8 protein-coding genes are annotated in these 22,310 nt (G+C 39.6%); all 8 read right to left on the reverse strand.

Annotation, left to right across the window (positions count from 1 at the left end):
* Positions 1-12: 12 nt before the first annotated feature.
* The 8 genes from P177_RS13950 to P177_RS13985 all read right to left on the reverse strand — a co-directional run bounded on the left by P177_RS13950 (position 13) and on the right by P177_RS13985 (position 22,246).
* Positions 13-10,971, reverse strand: a complete 10,959-nt coding sequence (locus P177_RS13950; RefSeq protein ID WP_036155683.1) for an immunoglobulin-like domain-containing protein — start codon at positions 10,969-10,971, stop codon at positions 13-15.
* Positions 10,972-11,462: 491 nt separating this feature from the next.
* A complete protein-coding gene (locus P177_RS13955) occupies positions 11,463-16,754 on the reverse strand; it encodes a PQQ-dependent sugar dehydrogenase (RefSeq protein WP_084684700.1) in 5,292 nt (1,763 codons plus the stop codon).
* 274 nt (positions 16,755-17,028) lie between these two features.
* Positions 17,029-17,559 carry a 1-acyl-sn-glycerol-3-phosphate acyltransferase gene (locus P177_RS13960; RefSeq protein WP_036155687.1) on the reverse strand — a complete coding sequence of 177 codons (531 nt, stop codon included), beginning with the start codon at positions 17,557-17,559 and terminating at the stop codon, positions 17,029-17,031.
* A 58-nt stretch (positions 17,560-17,617) separates the two neighbouring features.
* The gene (locus P177_RS13965) at positions 17,618-18,727 is read right to left on the reverse strand and encodes an iron-containing alcohol dehydrogenase family protein (protein ID WP_245233048.1); all 1,110 of its coding nucleotides are present in this window, start codon (positions 18,725-18,727) and stop codon (positions 17,618-17,620) included.
* A gap of 23 nt (positions 18,728-18,750) precedes the next feature.
* Positions 18,751-19,449, reverse strand: a complete 699-nt coding sequence (locus P177_RS13970; RefSeq protein WP_036155689.1) for an HAD family hydrolase — start codon at positions 19,447-19,449, stop codon at positions 18,751-18,753.
* Complete coding sequence (gene kdsB, locus P177_RS13975) at positions 19,440-20,153, reverse strand: 3-deoxy-manno-octulosonate cytidylyltransferase (protein ID WP_209435213.1); 714 nt, start codon at positions 20,151-20,153, stop codon at positions 19,440-19,442. The genes P177_RS13970 and kdsB overlap by 10 nt, the downstream gene beginning before the upstream one ends.
* Positions 20,154-20,179: 26 nt before the next feature.
* Positions 20,180-20,749 carry a DUF4126 domain-containing protein gene (locus tag P177_RS13980; protein ID WP_036155695.1) on the reverse strand — a complete coding sequence of 190 codons (570 nt, stop codon included), beginning with the start codon at positions 20,747-20,749 and terminating at the stop codon, positions 20,180-20,182.
* 63 nt (positions 20,750-20,812) lie between these two features.
* Positions 20,813-22,246 (reverse strand): ATP-dependent DNA helicase, encoded by a 1,434-nt coding sequence (locus P177_RS13985; protein WP_036155696.1) that lies wholly within the window; start codon positions 22,244-22,246, stop codon positions 20,813-20,815.
* Positions 22,247-22,310 lie beyond the last annotated feature (64 nt).

The following is a 22,310-nucleotide window of genomic DNA, read 5'->3' on the forward strand; positions in this document are numbered from 1 at the left end:
AATGAGATTCTACTATTGCCGTTTAATAACCATTTGTTCTTGAAATTGCTGTCCTTTAACATCTTGAGTTTTGAGAAAATAAACTCCGACCGGTAATTCTTGTACGTTTACAGGTTCACCTCTTTCGTCAATTTCACCACCTTTTATTGTTCTTACTAATCTACCAGTTACATCGAATACTTGAATTTCTTCAACTGTAGTTGGTAATTCGAAACTCAATGAAGTTTCACTCACAGCGGGGTTAGGGAAAACTGTCATTTTGTTAAACGATTCTACAGTTGTTATCGACTTTGATGTCGATGACGAAACCGGTAAATACTGTATTAACGTCGCCTTTGTGGCAGTGGCACTGTCGTCTACATAACCAGATATTCCACCACGTCCGCGCAAATGAATGCTTACAAGGTCGGTGTTACCATCGCTGTACACCTGCACACGGAGCGCATCCGCCTCGATAGGGTACTGATCGGGACCGCCCCATTCATAGATGCCCGAGTCGATCCAGCCGCCACGACCCTCTTCCAGAACGGTCCATGTCCCGTTGCGCAGATATGAGATACGCCACATCGAGTTCGGCTGGGGCTGGTTCGGGTACGTTCCACCGAAAGTGATATAATTGATCCGCTTGGTACTCGACCAATCGACCTGCCAACGGAAACCATCATCGGCTCCGGGACGGCCCAGGTTGTCATAACGGCCCACACCGTATTCATTGAAACGTGTAGGCGTATAATAGTTATCCGCTACCGGATCGTACAATATAGCCTGCATCGTACCACGGCCACCGTTGACCGTGCCGCCAAGAACCGCATCCTCCAAAAGTGCCAGGTTGATATCAGAATCGGGAACGTTGAACTCTCCCGAAACATCCACTACCTCGACACGTCTGATTACTTCCTCAGCCTCGTTAATCCCGTCGGTGGAACTGTAAACAATATTATAACTGCCCACAACGTCCATAAAGGAACTCGAGTCTATGTCTACCGGTGATCCGTCATCCGTCGTAGCACCAAGCTCGGTATAGCCCTCGCCAAGCTCTATCACCTGGGGGTTCGCTCCGTTCAAAGTGATCACAGGCGCGGTCGTGTCCGGACCATGGTCGCCAGGCAGATACTGTATCAGCGTCGCTTTTATAGCAGTGGAACTGTCGTCCACATATTGTGATATTCCGCCACGTCCGCGCAGATGGATGCTCACAAGATCGCTGTTGCCGTCACTGTAAACCTGCACACGGAGCGCATCCGCCTCGATAGGGTACTGATCCCCACCGCCCCATTCATAGATGCCAGAGTCGATCCAGCCGCCCTTGCCCTCTTCCAGAACGGTCCATATACCGTTGCGTTCATAGGATATACGCCACATCGAGTTCGGCTGGGGCTGGTTCGGGTACGTTCCGCCGAAGGTGATATAATTGATCCGCTTGGTACTGGACCAGTCCACCTGCCAACGGAAACCCTCATCCGCACCGGGACGGCCCAGGTTGTCCTTATAGGTAACACCGTATTCGTTGAAACGCGTAGGCGTGTAATAATTGTCCGCCACAGGGTCGTAGAGGATGGCCTCCATAGTTCCACGGCCTCCGTTGACCGTGCCGCCAAGGACAGCATCCTCCAAAAGTGCCAGGTTGATATCAGAATCGGGAGTATTGAACTCTCCCGAAACTTCCACTACCTCGACACGTCTTACTACATCCTCTGCCTCGTTGATTCCGTCGGTGGAACTGTAAACAATATCATAACTGCCTACCGCATCCATAAAACTACCGGAGTCTATCGTTACAAGGGAACCGTCATCCGTCGACGCCCCGAGCTCCGTATAACCGTCGCCCAGCTCTATCACCTGGGGGTTCGCTCCGTTCAAAGTTATGATGGGCGCGGTAGTGTCGATAACATCCACTACCCTGACCACATCTTCCGATTCGTTGATCCCGTCGGTGGAACTGTAAACAATATTATAACTGCCCACAACGTCCATAAAGGAACTCGAGTCTATGTCTACCGGTGATCCGTCATCCGTCGTAGCACCAAGCTCGGTATAGCCCTCGCCAAGCTCTATCACCTGGGGGTTCGCTCCGTTCAAAGTGATCACAGGCGCGGTCGTGTCCGGACCATGGTCGCCCGGCAGATACTGTATCAACGTCGCCTTGGTGGCCGTGGAACTGTCGTCCACAGATCCCGATATTCCGCCACGTCCGCGCAGGTGGATGCTCACAAGATCGCTGTTGCCGTCGCTGTACACCTGCACACGGAGCGCATCCGCCTCGATAGGGTACTGATCCCCACCGCCCCATTCATAGATGCCAGAGTCGATCCAGCCGCCCTTGCCCTCTTCCAGAACGGTCCATATACCGTTGCGTTCATAGGATATACGCCACATCGAGTTCGGCTGGGGCTGGTTCGGGTACGTTCCGCCGAAGGTGATATAATTGATCCGCTTGGTACTGGACCAGTCCACCTGCCAACGGAAACCCTCATCCGCACCGGGACGGCCCAGGTTGTCCTTATAGGTAACACCGTATTCGTTGAAACGCGTAGGCGTGTAATAATTGTCCGCCACAGGGTCGTAGAGGATGGCCTCCATAGTTCCACGGCCTCCGTTGACCGTGCCGCCAAGGACAGCATCCTCCAAAAGTGCCAGGTTGATATCAGAATCGGGAGTATTGAACTCTCCCGAAACTTCCACTACCTCGACACGTCTTACTACATCCTCTGCCTCGTTGATTCCGTCGGTGGAACTGTAAACAATATCATAACTGCCTACCGCATCCATAAAACTACCGGAGTCTATCGTTACAAGGGAACCGTCATCCGTCGTAGCACCAAGCTCCGTATAGCCCTCGCCCAACTCTATCACCTGGGGGTTCGCCCCGTTAAGCGTGATAACAGGTGCGGTCGTGTCGATAACATCCACTACCCTGACCACATCTTCCGATTCGTTGATCCCGTCGGTGGAACTGTAAACAATATTATAACTGCCCACAACGTCCATAAAGGAACTCGAGTCTATGTCTACCGGTGATCCGTCATCCGTCGTAGCACCAAGCTCGGTATAGCCCTCGCCAAGCTCTATCACCTGGGGGTTCGCTCCATTCAAAGTGATCACAGGCGCGGTCGTGTCCACAACTTCTACTATCCTGACTACATCCTCAGCCTCGTTAATCCCGTCGGTGGAATTGTATACGATATCATAACTGCCCACAACGTCCATAAAGGAACTCGAGTCTATGTCTACCGGTGATCCGTCATCCGTCGTAGCCCCAAGCTCCGTATAGCCCTCGCCAAGCTCTATAACCTGGGGGTCCGGTCCGTTAAGCGTAATTATGGGGGGGGTAAAGTCTAATTTAACTTTAAGTATATTTGAAATATCGCAAGCACTAGGTCCACAATCTTCGCTATCAGGTATAACGGTCGAAACAACATAATAAACTTGATCGTTTGAAAGACCTGTAAAGTTCACATCCAAATTCAAATTTCCTGTTCCATCCAATACGCCAGAAAACTGCTGTAAAGACTGAGTTTTATTCATTTCAAAAATATCTATTGGCACATAAGAATCTAAATCTTCAATTGAAGTACCAAAAATCAATACTTTGATATTAGCATTAGTAGGGCCATTTACAGAAATTGTTTGCTCTGTAGAGTTAATAGAAAAGTTATCTGAATTGCTCTCTAAGCTAATGGTTGGAGCGTTACATTGTAATGTGCTAGGGCTAAAATAATTTTCTGAATTTACTTCACTATTACCAACTTGAAATAATTGTCTGGTAGAGGAACTATCATTAGAATACGTCACAGTTACAGTTGTACCAATTAATTCTAAACCACTAATAGCCCCGGCATTACCGGCAGAATTAAAACCTTCGATACTTCTAGGATCTACATCAACTGCAATATCAACAGTTTCACCTGCTTCAAAATCATTGAAATTTAATGTCATTATATTATATCCGCCTGGTCCATTAGGACCTGAGAAGGGCTCTGTACAATCTATATCTGACCCAGTTCCATTATTACCTGGAATGGTTAAGCCGACATTAGAATCGCCACCTGTTTGAGAAACAATTGTTACACATTGAGCAGTTGCATCACCCGCTGTACCTATAGGGTCAAAAACAATGTTCGGAAAAACCGCTGTGCTCAAATCAATGCTTATCGAAGTAATAGTTACGTTCCCCGTAGAATTATTTGTGATAACAAGACCACCTCCATATGTACTTGAATTTCCAATATTTCCGCCAGTATCAAAAGCAACTCTTGCACATGGAATTGACTCTGAAACTGTAAGACTAACAATTGAAATGACGTTATTAACATTTGTTCCCGAGGCAGTTATAGTAGCTGAATAATCACCTGGGGGCAATTCCTCAGTATTTATACTAAATCCATCGTTTGCCGTATTCACAACTAACCATGTTGGTGATGATAAAGTAGCGTCATCTAGTACAGAAATCAATAAATCTTCTGGCACTTGACTTCCATCTGTAGTAGTAAGATTAAAAGAACCAGCTGCCTGCTCATTCGAATTTAGAACAAATTCAAAATTATCATCACTAAATACCAAACTAGGCAACTCTAACACCTCAAAAGTAATAGGTATTGAAATATCGTTATATCCAGGAACATCTGACGCAGTTAAAGTAGCACCATAAAATCCTGGAGCAAGCCCTGTACTGTTAAATAATATCTGATTAGTAACCCCTTGAACAACATTTAAATCTGTAGTTGACCAAGTTGAAATATTTGATGTTTCATTATCTAAAATTAAAATATTAGCTCCTGTTGGCAAAATGGAACCATTGTTTGATTCTAAAAGATATTCCAAAGAAACTGTTTCATCAACAAATAAAGTTGTAGATAAAGAATTTGGAATAATTTGCAGCTCAGGTTCATTTGCTACGATAACACTGCCGTTATTTGTGGCCGTTAAAACATTTGTCGAGTTGAAAGTAACAATCGTACTTGGAGCTCCAATAGGATCAACAAAAGAAATACTTGTCTCTCCGGAGTTTATTGCTGTAAAATTGATTTTCAACAAATTAAAATTTCCGGAAGGGAAAGGTGGCAATAAATTCCCCGCTCCATAATCTATTGTCCCTTGTTCATTGTCAAATGAAGCTGGTACTAATGGAACTGAAAGAATATCGGTAATTGGAGTTAAATTATTCACTTGTAAAATTGAAGTATCGAATGAAAGATGTGCCTCGGCTAAATCTATAAATTGTGCACCCGTTTGAACCATAATTAATAATTCAAACTCATCTCCAATTTCCACATTGGTCAACATAGGGTTTACAGAAAGAAAAACCCCTTCCTCATAAACATTTACAGTTCTTGTTTTTTGAACAGCAATATTGCCAGCGGCATCAGTTGCATCATAAGTGATAATATAGGTTGAAACTACCGAAGTATCTACAGTATCACCGCCAATAATAACACTTACATTAGAATCTATATTATCAATGGCAGCTGCATTTAATTCTGTATAAACGTCTCCAATTGTTAAATTAACTATTGCTTCCCCATTTAAAGTTATGACTGGGGCAGTGTTGTCTGGCAAAGCTTCAACATTTATATTTCTAATTACTTGTATTGCTTGATTTCCAGCCGAATCTATGGCATCATAACTCACTATATAACTACCTGGACTATTTGTATCAACAGAATCTCCTCCTATTACAACAGTTAAACTGTTGTCAACATTGTCTGTCACCGTAGCCCCCAATTCTTGATATGTATCGCCAACATTAAGTTCTACGATCGCATCTCCAATCAAAACAATTAAAGGAGATTCTGTATCCGGAACTGCATTTACATTTACAGTTCTAATAACCTGAACAGCAGCATTACCTGCAGAGTCTTCTGCATCATAAGTAATTATATATTGGTTTTCAACTGAAGTATCTACAGTATCACCACTTATGGTTGCTACTAAATCTAAATCTATATTATCAGACACATTTGCACCTAATTCTTGATATACATCACCCACCGTAAGATCAATTATACTATCTCCATTTAACACAATTACAGGAGATTCTATGTCTGGAGCAGCATTCACATTAACCGTTCTAATAACCTGAACAGCAACATTACCTGCTGCATCTTCTGCATTATAGGTAATTATATATTGATTTTCGACTGAAGTATCTACAGTATCACCACCTATGCTTGCAACCAAATCTAAATCTATGTTATCAGATACAATAGCCCCTAGTTCGGTATAAACATCACCAACTTCTAGATTAATAATTTCGCTACCATTTAAAACAATTTCCGGAGATTCTGTGTCTGCCAATCCATTGACTACGACACTTGCTGTCACGATGGTTGTGACACCACAACTATCAGTCACAGAAGCTGTAATTAGATGTGTTCCCTCAACATTTAAAACAGCCGTAATACTTTCTCCAGAACCTAAATCCCCACCATTGTCAGTTTCTATATCTGAACTCCAACTAACTATTAATGAATTATAATCATCTTCATTATCAGAAGCTGTGCTGCTAAAACTAATTGTATCACCCGATACTACCTGCTGAGGTGCCGCAATTATATCTGTCAATAATGGTTGGGTATTAGAAATTGAATTGACAGTTACACTTTCTATAACTAAAGACGGTGTAGCATCTTGAACTTGTGCTATATAAGTTTTAGATCCAATAACTCCAGACACCTCTAATGTGGAGCCTACGCCAACTTGTACATCATTTTCATCTTTCCAAATAATTATGGAGCTCAAATCTCCCTGTTCATTATCCACAGCATTTGCCGTAAGAATAAAATCTTCTCCATCATTATCACAATCTAAAATATCTAAAGAAGGTTCTATCGTTAGTACAGGAGCTGCATTCGGCATATAATTAGAGGTTTCGATAATACAGAACCCACTTAGTTTGGCGTTGTCAACAATAGCATCCAAATCAATATTTAAAATTCCATCAGAAACTGTAACTGCAAATGTTTTTGTAGCTGATGTCAATGGTCCATATTCAGAAAATAAATCAACATCTGACTCTACAGAACCCTCAACGTTTATATCAAAAACTCTATCTCCTACACCTAGAGAAGTACCTCCTCCAGCTACACCTATGTATAATTCAGCGAAATATAATTCGACCGTAAATGCTCCATTTCCAGTAGGTATTGCATAATTCAAAGGATCATTATAATTTTCGGAAAGAAAAAGAACCTCTTCGTCACTGCCGGAAACTATACCATTAAAAGTTGTATTTAGTTTATTATAAGCTGTAGCTTCCGATGTCAAATATTCATCTGAACTAAAAGTCTTTCCAAATGCATTGGAGGAAGGTTGATTACCTACATTAACGCAAACAGGGAATATCATTTCTGTATTTACAATCCACTCAAAAGATGTTATTGTATTTTCTAACTGATCATCCGTTGCCGTAATAATAACATTATACGGACTATCCTTTGCTGCACCCTCAATAATAGTTCCGCTTATTACGCCTGATACTGGATCAATTGACAAACCTAATGGTAATGTTCCGTTATCAGAGAGTGTAATAATACCTCCATCCGGGTCTTCCGCTATAACCAACAAACCTAAAGGTGAATCACCTTCAAAATTAGTTTGAGTACTCAACTCAGTAACAAATAAAGGAGGAGTGGTACTAGATGGTTCTGTAATTTCAATTTCAAATTGTTCCGTTATAGGTGAACTGTTTCCATCGCTAATAATTGCATTAACAACATGAATACCTATCGAACTTACATCTGGCGTACCTATAATTTGATTATTAGCAGCATCTAGACTTAGACCTGTGGGAAGAGTATTTAAGACAATACTTAAATTATCATTCTCCGAGTCACTTATATTCAAAGGCCAAACAATAGGCTGAAGTGCTTCAGCAGATAAATTCCCTATATCTGAAGTTGGCATTAAATTAGCAGCACTTAATTCTGTTATACAAAATCCTGATATTTTTCCATTATCCGTGGAAGCAGGTCCTACTTCTATTTCAATAGCCCCATCAATAACGTTTACATAGTAGGTTCTAATAATAGCTGTTTGGTTTGTGTTCAACCCACCTTTAATAGGATCAACTAAATCATATTCATCTAGTATAACTTCCCCTTCGAGAAGAATGTCGAAAACTCTCCCTCCTGAAGATTGATGATATACTTCTGCTAAGTATAAATCTACTTGATAAGAACCATTAGTAACTGGAACAGAATATTTAAATGAAGGATTCGCGGTATTTTGACCCCCGTAAATTTCTTTTTGAAATAATAGTAATTCATCTGTCGTATTCGCACCTGAAATAACCCCATTATAGCCTGAATATTTTTTACCGTTGGTGCGACTAAAACCCTCTCCCTCAGGAGCTAGATTGTTGGGGTCACCAATAAAAGTTCTTCCAAAAGCAGTTAATCCTTCTGAACCAGATGCTACACAAATTTGAAATGGACCTGCAATAACATTAATAGTCCTTGTCTCACTCGATGAATTTCCTGCCAAATCTGTAGCAGAATATATTATGGTGTAAACGCCCTCAGTATTGGAATCGACAATTCCACTAGTATTTACGGTTACCGAAGTATCAACGTTATCAGTAGCTGTGGCACCAGCATCAATATAGTCGTCACCTAAATTTATATTTATTACAGCCTCACCGTTAAGGGTAATAATCGGAGCCTCAGTATCAGCAATTAAAGAATTAACTGTAAAATTAAGAATTGCCTTTGCTCCAGAGCAGTCAAATTCGACATGATTAGCTTGTGCCGCCACAACTACAATAGTATTAGCTCCTTCTACAATACCGTTACCATTACCATCAAATGCTAAATCTCCGCTATTTTCATCAAATGTAAATACAGTTTGATTTCCATATGGTGCAGTAGAAATTCTTTTACTAACATCAATATTATTTATATCTGATGGATTAATAAAAAAGTGAAAATGTTCATTTGGATTGGCTACAGTGCCAAATAACAAATCTAAAGCACTTACTTCAATATCTACAGATGCATTTGTCAAAACACTACCTTCTGACGGACTATTAAATGATACTTGAGGACAAGAAACTTCAATATTAATTTCATCAAAACTCGTTAAACCTTCAGAATCAGATACAAAAGCTTTTAAATTTTGAATACCTGGTTCTAGAAAAACTCCACTAACAGATTCACCTATATTCGGTGTGGGCAAAAAACCTGTATCAGTATCCGAAGACCAACTTATACTTGAAGAAATATCACCACCCTCACTTTCTGCTGATCCTGAAATACTAAATTCTACACCTCGTGAAACAGCAATACCATCCTCAGGAGTGATAATAGAAACCTCAGGACCTATATTTGACAGACCAACAAACGATACGTTGAAAAAGTCTGTATTAGAATAATATTGTGGTCCTCCAGACCAATCTAAACGTAAGGTTTGTATGCCCTGAATTAGTTCTACAGTTGCTGCATAATCACCAAAAGCCGCCCAGCTAGCTCCTTGAGGAACAATAACCGTAGCTGTTGGTTCGTTATTAATCATTAATGTACCTACTTGTGCAGTTCCATTTGATGAGTTGAAATTAAACTCATATAATCCAGTTGTTGGCACATCGATTGTGTATTCAACAAAATCTCCTGGGCCAGTAAAACCAACTACCGTTTTAGCACCAACTTCAACACCAACACCAACACCCCCTCCAAGGTTGCCTTGGTTGTCATATGATTCAGCCTCTATCAATACAATTTCAGTTGTTGATAATACTTGAGGTACATCATTCACAGTAACCTCAAATGATTCAACTATAGTATTCAAATCTTCATCTGTAACCGTAATTGAAACTGTATAAACCGCACTACTGTCTCCATTTGACCCACCATCCCCAAAAGTGGGTAAAAAATTAAGGTCTGAAACATACGATCCAGCGGTATTTATAATTACTGTTTCAGTTATAAAATTATTTGCATCAAAAGGATATGGATCTGTCTGTTGTCCATTATTATTGGATTGTAGCTCTTGAGGTTCATTTGAAATAGAAGAAATAGTAACAATTAAATTGTCATTATCAATATCACTTATTTCAATAATGTTATTTAAATCTAAATCATCTCCCTCAAATAAAATTTGGTCGGCAATTGGTGATATGGTAGGTATAGAATTACCGATGGTTTCAATAACCGACACCTCTTTAGTAATTGTATCTGATAATCCTTTATCATCTTCAACAGTTAAACTAACTTGATAGGTACCAGAATTTAAATATGTATGATTTACAATTTGACCAGTTACATTTGGAGAGCTATCTCCAAAATTCCATGTATATGAGAAAATTGTATTATTGCCATCCGTATCAGTAGAACTACTGGCATCAAAATATACGTCTAAACTTTGAGCACCATTACCTACCACTAATGTGTAATTAGCTGTAGGAGGTTGGTTAGAAGTTCCAACATTTACAGTTGCTCCATATGTTTGATCAAGCAACTGACTACCTGCCGAAAATAAAACAGTATCTGCCACTCCATCAGGATCATAGAAATCTATATTAGCGTTTCCATCGGCAATTGCAATAAAACTAATGGTCAACAAATTAAAATCACCCGAAGGTGGGCTCGAAAAAGCAGCCAACAAATAACTAATAGTTCCTAAATTATTATTTGAAATTGGTGGTCCCTGAAAAGAAGAAATCAAAGTACTCTCTAATTCTATATTAGTTACTTGAAGAACAGAATTATTAAATGTCAAATAACCTTCAGCAACATCAATAGGAGAAGTTGCATTATTTACTTCTACAATCAAATCAAAATTATCTCCAACTGATACATTAGAAATAGATGGCGTAATCGATAATTCTGACTGACCGCAGAGACTTAAAGAACTTATAAAAAAAGTAAAAAGTAACATCGAACTTCTATAGACAATCCAAGGTTCAAAATCTGTTTTTAATAAATTTTGAATAATGGAATTTTCATATAAACCGTAGAATAATAGTAGCTGTTTCTTCATAAGACAGGTGAAATTGGTAGATTAAAATGATGGTGAGATATATTCAAAGTAGACGATTTCGCAAACGAACACCTTAATAATTGTGTTATTACGAAATATTTATAGATAAAAAAACAGGTATGAATATTCGTTAAACTATAATATAGCTTAAGAATACTGATCAGGTAATTTTTGGTCATTTAAAATAGGTTTGGTTAAAGAATAACCAAAGCACTACAAGGTTAATTTATTATCGTAAGTGGGGTACGAAATAAATACCTTTTCTGAAGGGGGAAATTTTAGCTCAAAAAACTAAAATCACAAAAAATATATCTATGACAAGAATATGTAATTAACTTAAATTTTGTATCATTTCATTCTTTTTTAACGATTAAAGTATATTTTTTTCGTTAAACGGATCATTTATAACATTACATGTTATTAAAGTTCTCCTTTTGTTATTTGTAATGAAAGATTTCTATTTGTTGTTGATTATTAATAATAATAATTTTTTATAATTTCTTTATCAATATTTTCTGTTGGAATTCGACACCAAAGGAATCTGTCGTCTTAACAAAATAAACTCCATCGGGCATTTCCTGAACATTTATAGGAGTACCTCTTTCATCTATAAGTCCGCCATTAATCATCTGCACCAATCTACCTGTTACATCGAATATTTGAATCTCACCTACAGTCGTGGGTCGATCGAAATTTATCGATGTTTCGTAAACGGCAGGGTTCGGGTAAATTACCATATCGTTATTAAGCTCCCCGATTGTCCTGGAGGTTATATATGATCCCGGCAGATACTGTATCAACGTCGCCTTGGTGGCCGTGGAACTGTCGTCCACATATTGTGATATTCCGCCGCGTCCGCGCAGATGGATGCTCACAAGATCGCTGTTGCCGTCACTGTACACCTGCACACGGAGCGCATCCGCCTCGATAGGGTACTGATCCCCACCGCCCCATTCATAGATGCCAGAGTCGATCCAGCCGCCACGACCCTCTTCCAGAACGGTCCATATACCGTTGCGTTCATAGGATATACGCCACATCGAGTTCGGCTGGGGCTGGTTCGGGTACGTTCCGCCGAAGGTGATATAATTGATCCGCTTGGTACTGGACCAGTCCACCTGCCAACGGAAACCGTCATCCGCACCGGGACGGCCCAGGTTGTCCTTATAGGCAACACCGTATTCGTTGAAACGCGTAGGCGTGTAATAATTGTCCGCCACGGGGTCGTAGAGGATGACCTCCATAGTTCCACGGCCTCCGTTGACCGTGCCGCCAAGGACAGCATCCTCTGCCAGCGCCAGGTTGATATCAGAATCGGGAACGTTGAACTCTCCAGATACATCCACTACCTCGACACGCCTGATCACTTCCTCCGATCGGTTCGTACCATCGGTGGAACTATATACGATATCGTAACTGCCCGCAACGTCCATAAAGGAACTCGAGTCTATGTCAACCGGTGATCCGTCATCCGTCGTAGCACCAAGCTCCGTATAGCCCTCGCCCAGCTCTATCACCTGGGGGTTCGCCCCGTTAAGCGTGATCACAGGCGCGGTCGTGTCGATAACATCCACTACCCTGACCACATCTTCCGATTCGTTGATCCCGTCGGTGGAACTGTAAACAATATTATAACTGTCCACAACGTCCATAAAGGAACTCGAGTCTATGTCTACCGGTGATCCGTCATCCGTCGTTGCACCAAGCTCGGTATAGCCCTCGCCAAGCTCTATCACCTGGGGGTTCGCTCCATTCAAAGTGATCACAGGCGCGGTCGTGTCCGGACCATGGTCGCCCGGCAGATACTGTATCAACGTCGCCTTGGTGGCCGTGGAACTGTCGTCCACAGACCCCGATATTCCGCCGCGCCCGCGCAGATGGATGCTCACAAGATCGTTGTTGCCGTCGCTGTACACCTGCACTCGGAGCGCATCCGCCTCGATAGGGTACTGATCCCCACCGCCCCATTCATAGATGCCAGAGTCGATCCAGCCGCCACGACCCTCTTCCAGAACGGTCCATGTCCCGTTGCGCAGATAGGATATGCGCCACATGGAATTAGGTTGTGGCTGGTTAGGGTACGTACCGCCGAAAGTAATATAATTGATTCGCTTGGGACTAGACCAGTCTACCTGCCAACGGAATCCGTCATCCGCTGCGGGACGACCAAGGTTCTCCCTATATGCAACACCGTACTCATTGAAACGTATGGGCGTATAATAATCGTCCGCAACGGGATCGTATAAAATAGCATCTACCGTTCCCCTACCTTCACCTACACTACCACTAATCGATGCATCATCTACCAGACCAAGGTTGATAGCTGGATCCGCTTGGTTCCAATCTATAGATGTTTCCACCACCTCTACCGTTCTTATAACTTCCTCAGAATCATTTATTCCATCCGTAGCGCTATATATGATATCGTAACTACCAACGGCATCAACGAAGGCACTGGAGTCTACACTGACAGGTGAACCGTCATCCGTCGTTGCGCCCAGTTCGGAATACCCCTCGCCCAACTCTATTACCTGCGGGTCCGCTCCGTTCAACGTTATTACCGGTGCTGTCGTATCAACTGAACTTATAACATTTACTATGCGGATCACTTCCTCAGAATCGTTTATTCCATCCGTAGCGCTATATATGATACCGTAACTACCAACGGCATCAACGAAGGCACTGGAGTCTATATTGACAGGTGAACCGTCATCCGTCGTTGCGCCCAATTCGAAATATCCCTCTCCCAACTCTATTATCTGTGGGTCCGCTCCGTTCAACGTTATTACCGGCGCCACCGTATCCGGACCGTGGTCGCCCGGAAGATACTGTATCAATGTGGCCTTGGTGGCCGTTCCGCTATCGTTGTTATATGTAGATATACCGCCGCGCCCACGTAAATGGATACTTACCAGATCGCTGTTACCGTCGCTATAGACCTGTACTCGAAGTGCATCGGCCTCGATAGGAAACTGAGTACCTCCGCCCCATTCATAGATTCCCGAATCGATCCAGCCTCCCTTGCCCTCTTCCAGTACTGCCCAGCTACCATTGCGCAGATAGGATATGCGCCACATGGAATTAGGTTGTGGCTGGTTAGGGTACGTACCGCCGAAAGTAATATAATTGATTCGCTTGGGACTAGACCAGTCTACCTGCCAACGGAATCCGTCATCTGCTGCGGGACGACCAAGGTTCTCCCTATATGCAACACCGTACTCATTGAAACGTATGGGCGTATAATAATCGTCCGCAACGGGATCGTATAAAATAGCATCTACCGTTCCCCTACCACCGGTCACACTACCGCTTAAAACCGCATCTTCCAATAGTGCAAGGTTCACATCAGAATCAGGAGCGTTGAAAATTATATCCGTAGGTTCAAATTCTAGTTGATTTATCCATTCCTCCAATAGAGCAACTCCTTTTTTATCTATTTTTTGTTTCGCTATTGGCGGCATCATTGTTCCTGGAACTAAATTATTTGTCCTATGGTAAATTTGAGACTTTGACGCATTCCCTGGATATATAATTTTTTGATCAGAATCCAACCCTTCTATAGGTTCATTTACTCCTGAAGTCATCAAACGTGTTTCCGCGAAGGTGTTTACTAATCTTAAATCAAAAACTGGACGAATGTTATTATCCGGTTGATGACAATAAGCACAATTTAAATCTAAATATGAACGAGCCTTATCTTCTAAACTAGCATTTTGATCATCTATGGATTTATATGTAAGGAAATTCGAAATATCCGAATCAGTGATAGAACGATTTAAAATACCCAAATAACTTAACGTTACCAGTTGATTGCCCTGTATACCATCAGGAGTATGTTTCGAATAATCAAAAGTGCTATTTAAGTAACGTGTTCTTGTCCCCAAAGTTCCTTGTGAAGCTTCATTGTGACAGTTTAGACAATCGTTCAAGGAGGGGTATGTCCAAATTTCGGTACGCGTTCCGCCGCCTACTTCAGTAATAGCAATCTGTTCGTAATCACCAGTATTCATATTAACGAGGTAAGCTTCCGTTTGTTCTTGATTCCATTTATAGGACAAATAAGTCCAATCACCATTTGTATTTTTAATAGAAAATCTAGTTTCTACTTTTTTCGTAATTGCTGGATTATTTTCATTTATAGGATAATCAAAATGCTTAATTAAAACAGATCCAACTGGAAATACCCATGTTCCATCTTCTGAAAATTGCACCTGTTCTTCAAGAGAATTGTAATCACCATTGTTTGGTATAGCCATCCAACGTTTTTTATACGCGCCGTCAGACCAAAAAGAATCTATTAAGTCATATGGCACAAAACCATCTGTTACCGTAAGATTATCTAAATCTGTAAAAGCACCTGTTTGCGATAGCAATTGTGGCATATTACCTTCTGTTCCAGGTGCTACAAAACGATATAATGAAACATTATGACCCTGTACCAAATAGTAAATATTACCATCTGTACCTTCTCCAAAAGAAATTGGTCTTTTAGGAAGAGTTCCTATTGCTTCATAGCTTCCACTATTGACATCTACTGAAAGAATTTTTCTGGTAACCCAGTCAGCAGTAATAAACTTTCCTATAAATGAGGTATATACCGCCCCCCTATATACGTTACCTCCTATAATAGAACCAGCATCTGTTCTAGAAAATGCAGTCAAAGGAGTCTCATGAGACATATTATTTAGCATTTCGATATTACACTGATTAAAGGGCCCAGGAACTAAACCCTCCCAAACAGGCCACCCATAATTCTTTCCCTTAGAAACAATATTTATTTCATCATGTGTACTTTGACCTACTTCTCCTATATATAACTCTCCTGTTTGAGAATCTTTACTCATTCTATGGGGACTTCGATTACCTATTGTGTAATACTCTTCAAAGTTATTACCAGATGTGCTTAGAAAAGGGTTATCGTTGGGTATCCAATATAAATGACCTGTTAATTCATCAGTTTTACCTGCATTGGCTGGCATTGTCCGCCTAGGTGGATGACTTTTAGATTCATCCATATCTACGTCAATGCGTAGCACTCCTCCATCAAGATTGTCAATTATATTTTGGGCATTGACAGCCCTACCTTGCTCACCAGTGGCTATATAAAGAAATCCATCACTTCCAAATTCCATAGCACCACCTCTATGAGTTGTATTCAACATACGACGACGCATCATACGTTCTCTAGAATTTGAAATTAAAACCATATTCGAAGGGTTTACTTCAAACCGATCTAAATGAATATAGTTTCCATGAAAATTAGCGAGATTACAGCCATAGGTGCCAGTACCACCACTATTTAAAGTGTTATCTCCAGTCTCAGACTCTGTAGTATAATAAATGTATACATAATTATTTCCTTCTGAACCAAAATTTGGGTGAATTTCCAACCCTAATAAACCACCATCCCATACTTCAAGATTTGGAGTTACAGCATCACCAATTTCATTTGAAAAGTCCACTAAAAGGTTTTTAACGGAAGTATCTTGGCTATCATCAATCCAAAAGATTTTACCATCTAATTGCCCTATCACGATACGTGTTTGCCCTGGAACTACCGTATAGGTTAATGGCCAGTCAAATCTTATGTTGGGATAAGCTATCTCATAAGGATCTCCCTCAAGTTTAACATCTGGGAAATTACCATTTAGAAAAGTACCAATTGGTTTTGTTTCTGTGAGACCTGGTCCAAAAAACATAGAACCGAAACTCATAGACATTGAAATTACAACTAGACCAGCAACTATCTTAAACCATTGACTTAACCCCCTATATATTTTCATTTAAGTATATTTAACAGCTATCCATCAACAATAATCGATTGTTAACAAACACCATATGAAACATTAAAAAAGTAGGGGAAATCTATTAATCTATTGACTCTATTAAAATTACGACAGTATTGGATTAACGAAAAATTAACATCTGAAAACCAGATAAAACACTTAAAAAGTCGATAAACGACAGCTTTGGTAATGAATATAAGGAAAGTTAAAATTCAATTAGAAAGCAGAACTTCTTTCTATATTAGTTTTATAACATAATTCTTCTAAAACTCTATACATGCTTCCCCTCCACCCCATCAAAAAAAGCATGATATTTTTTAAAATCGGCTTCTTTATCTTCTGTTGGGATAAGAGGTTCTGATAATTTTATTTCTTTTTTGCCATAGTCAAAGGCAACTAGTACTATGGGTACATTAGCAGTTTTAGCTATATAGTAGAATCCTGTTTTCCATTTTTCTACTTTCTTTCGTGTGCCTTCAGGAGAAAGTGCCAGCCTAAACTTTTTTCTTTCACTGAATATGGCTGCTGTAGCTTTTACCGTATCGCTATTTTTTGTTCTATCAATTGGAGCACCACCTGTCCACCTAAAAAACCAACCAAAAGGGGCTTTAAACAGGCTTTTCTTTCCAACATAGTTTATTTCTTCTTGCCAAACGGCTCGTATTAACAACCCCAAGAGAAAATCCCACCAACTAGTATGTGGCACTACAATAGCAACAAACTTATCTAGATGTGAAGGGAATTCACCATTAAGTTTCCACCCTAGCATTTTAAAATATATAAATTTTGCTATTTGCTGCATAAGACTAAGATGTAGGCTATGATATTAATTAACCTACTGATTAAATAAATGAAATAAACTATATTTTTTGATAAATAGCCTTTAGCTTTTCGGGAGTAATGATTAATTTCCATTCTTCCCCTAACGCATTTTCCCATAAAGGTTCCATACCCATAGCAACAGAAATCATAGTATCCATTTCTGCTGTTGTCAATTTTGAGCATACCTGTTTTGGTAATACTATATTATGTTTCTTAAGCATTTTGTTGAACACCTCCACTCCTTCTGGATAAAACTCTTCTAAATATTGAAAAACAAGACAATTACCTATTCCGTGCTTTACACCTAAAACGTAACCCAAACCATAACTCATAGCATGTGCTACGCCAACTTGTGAATATGCAATACTCATACCACCATGCCAAGATGCCATCATAAGCTTCTCTCTACTTTCCGATTCTTCTATATCCTCTAAAAATACTTCTTTGCAAAGTTCTAATGATTTCTCACCATAACTTTGACTAAAAGCATTTAGAAATGTTCCGTTCAAAGATTCTACACAATGTATATAGCAATCCATACCGGTATAAAACCATTGTTCTTTTGATACGCCTTTAGTTAAATCTGGATCTAACAAAACCTGATCAAAAGTGGTATAATCCGAATTTATACCCAGTTTCTTTTCTGGTCCCATTAACACGGTAGTTCTTGAAACTTCTGCACCGGTTCCACTTATTGTGGGTATACCTACATGGTAAATTGATTGCTTATTCACTAAATCCCAGCCTTGATATTCTGATGCACTACCTTTATTGGTTAGCATAATAGCCACTGCTTTTGCTAAATCTAATAGCGTACCACCACCAATACCTATAATACCCGATGGCAATTCGGTGAATTTTTCCTGTATCATTTTAACAAGAGCATCCACTTGTTCTGTTTTGGGCTCTTCTTCTGCAGATATCAGTATAATTTGATCACAAAAAATGCTTGGAATCCTACTTATAAGTTCAGTATTCTCAAAAACATCATCTACCAAATAAATCATTGGTGCTTCTGAATGCTTTCTTTTAGGCATTAAAATATCACCTAGGGTATTAAAACTTCCTTTTCCATAAACTACTCTTGGCACCATTGGAAAATTTCTAAACTCCTCCGATGCTTTTGTTGGTATTTTCTTCAATGTCATTTGTTTATTCACGTCCATCTCCATTACACATATTCCAAAATATCCGTTAGTGCAGAAATTGTCATGTATCCCTTATTCTCTATTGGTCCTTTTACCTCTTCGTGTTCCCATGTAGTATGAAAGGGTACATGTATGGCACGTGCACCTAATTCTACTAAAGGTAAAACGTCTGATTTCAGAGAATTACCTATCATTAAAAACTCACTTGGTGCTATTTGCAAATGCTCTAAAAGATCGCTGTAATTCTTTTCCTTTTTATCGCTCAATACTTCTACATGATGAAAATATTCCGATAATCCTGATCGTTCTAGTTTTCGTTCTTGATCTAAAAGATCTCCTTTTGTCAAGACAATTAATCGGTATTTATCTTTTAAGCTTTTTAAAACATCTTCTACTCCATCCAATAATTCTACGGGCTGGGTAATCATATCTTTTCCCAAATCTAATAGTGCACTTATGGTTTTGGATGAAACTTGATTATTAGAAAGTTCTAAAGCACATTCTACCATAGAAAGCACAAAACCCTTTATGCCGTATCCGTATAAATCTAAATTCTTTATTTCAGTTCTAAAAAGTTCTTGATCTATCTTATTCTTGGTTTCGTACTTCTCCAATAAATTGGCAAACTTATCTTCAGTATCTCTAAAGTAAGTCTCATTTACCCACAAGGTATCATCAGCATCAAAACCGATTACATTAATTCCGTCAAAATTTATTTCCATGCTGCTTGAGCTTTCTTTAAGTCTTCAGGAGTATCAATTTCTATGCCCTGAACATTCGTTTCTACCATTTTAATTTTTTTGCCATATTCCAAATAGCGAATGGCTTCGATTTTCTCCGTTGCTTCCAATTGCAACATAGGTAACCTTTGAAAATCCATTAAAGCACTTTTTCTAAAAGCATATATACCTTTGTGCTTATAATATATGGTGTTGTCACTTTTTGCTCTTGGATAAGGTATAGGTGACCTTGAAAAATATAGAGCAAAATCTCTATTATCCACTATTACCTTTACCGTATTCGGATTATTGATTTCTTCCTCATCTGAAATTTTCACCATTAGAGAAGCTAAATCAATTTCCTTATGAATATCATCTTCAAAAACCTTCATCACCCCTTCTAAGCTTTCCCTATCAGTAAAGGGCTCATCGCCTTGCACATTTACGATAATATCGACATCCATCTGCATAACGGCCTCTGCAATACGATCACTACCACAATCATGCTCTTTTTTACTCATGATCGCCAAGCCACCTGCTTTAACGATGGTATCATAGATAACCTCACTATCTGTAACCACATATACTTCATCAAACAATTTGGTATGTACCGCAGCTTGATATGTTCTTAAAATGACCGGTTTACCAGCTAAATCCTGCATTAGCTTCGCAGGAAATCTTGATGCCGCATAACGGGCAGGTATCATTGCTATTTTCTTCAACTACTTTTATTTTATGTTTTTGCCTTTGGTCTTAAGCTTCTGTATATCCTAAAAATGACAACCAAAATGATTATGACCAAAACCGCTGCTAAGATAGGTGCAAATATCGACGCGACCGATACTACAGCGGCAGTACCTGTTTCTACCGTAGTAATCAGCGGATTCGCCAAACCACCTGTTGTGGCAGTAGATGCCAATCTTCCTGTTGCCCCTGCTCCTTTAATCGCCGTAGCTGTACCGCCACCAGCTATAATAGCCAATGACCACGTTATCACTGGATCTAAATCTGCAACTGTTGAAACCATAACCGCTGTACCTGCTATTGCTGCTAAAGGCACCGCTATACTATCTAATAAATTATCGAACCAAGGGATGAAATAGGCAAATATTTCTAATAATGTCGCGACGCCTAAAGTTAAAACCGCTACTAAACTGCCTATCCATTGCCAATTATCGTTTAGTTCCCATACTCCGAAATATGACGCCAAACTCAAAGCAAATAAGGGTAGAAATACCCTAAAACCCACAGATGCGGCTAATCCTATTCCTAAAAATATACTTAATACCGTATCTGTTGTCATATTCTATTTACTATTATAAGATATTCTTTCCTATAGATCAATAATTACTAAAATAACCTTTTCTTAATCAAGAAAAAAATCATCTTTAAAACCAATAAGATACAACTTGCTCTTTGCTCTGGTTACCGCGGTATACAACCAACGTAAGTATTCTTTATCTATCCCATTAGGCAAATATGGTTGCTCAACAAAAACAGTATCCCATTGTCCCCCTTGAGATTTATGACAGGTTATGGCGTACGAGAACTTTACTTGCAACCCATTGAAGTACTTGTTATTCTTAACCCCTAAAAATTTCTTGTACTTAGAACTCTCATGGGCAAAATCTTTCATGACTTCTTGATACAACCTATTGCCATCTTCATAAGACAACGACGGAGATTCTGCCGTTATGGTATCTAACAATAATACGGTTTCAAAAGGTGGCATATTAGGGTAATCTACCATCTTCACTTTAACCTCGGCAAACTTAAACGTAAAAATCTCTTTGATATCGAATATTTCTAGAATCTCTATAATATCTCCGTTTGCAATAAAACCAGCTTCTGTGCTTGGCTTTAACCAATAATAGTTATTCTTAACCACCATCATAAAATCGCCTACGGCAATATCATTCTCTAAAAATAATATCCGTTCTCGAATATTCTGATTGTAAAGATTTGCACGTTTATTAGAGCGTACAATAAATGCCGTTTCCTCTTTTCCGTTTTCTGAGTATGAACTGTCAATGGCTTCTTGAATTTCATTACCATCTATTAAGCGTACTATATCAGTGAAAGGATCTACATCAAATTTAAAATCTTCAAAGAATTCACTTTGTAATTGTTCTCTTAACAAGGTAGCATTTGCCAAAATTCCCGAATCACCTGCTTGCCTAACTACTTCATTCAATTCTAAACGAACCACTTCTTTATTATAATTAAGTGAAAGTTTATCGCCATCCAAAGCCGGACTCAATACTAAATGAACCGGAGGTAACTGCGCGGTGTCTCCTATTAATAACAACTTACATTTGTGACCAGAGTACACGAACATCATTAAGTCATCTAATAACGAACCGTTTTCAAATAATTTAGAATCTGCAGCCGTATCTGTTATCATTGATGCTTCATCAACTATAAATAAAGTATCCCTATGTTTATTAGGTGCCAAAACAAACTGTACTCCTCCTCCACTTTGTTTCTTCGGAAAATATATTTTCCTATGGATGGTAAATGCCTGTGTTTTTGAATAATTTGACATCACTTTTGCCGCTCTCCCAGTAGGTGCCATGAGCACAGCTTTCTTCTGAACCTTCCATAAACTGTTAACTAAAGTGCCTATTAAAGTAGTTTTACCGGTACCTGCGTAACCTTTTAACAAAAAAACTTCATCCTTAACCGTTGAAAGTGTAAACTCAGCCAATTTTTGCAAAGCCACTGATTGTGTGGCAGTTGGTGTGTGAGGAAATTTGGTTTCTAGTATACTATAGAATGATGCGGGTGTAGTTGGTTTCATGTGCCTTCAAAGATAAAGATGATTTTTAGCCTAAAAACTTTTACGATTAAAAAAAAATTGTAGA

It is taken from the genome of Maribacter forsetii DSM 18668, from assembly GCF_000744105.1.
Lineage (GTDB): Bacteria > Bacteroidota > Bacteroidia > Flavobacteriales > Flavobacteriaceae > Maribacter > Maribacter forsetii.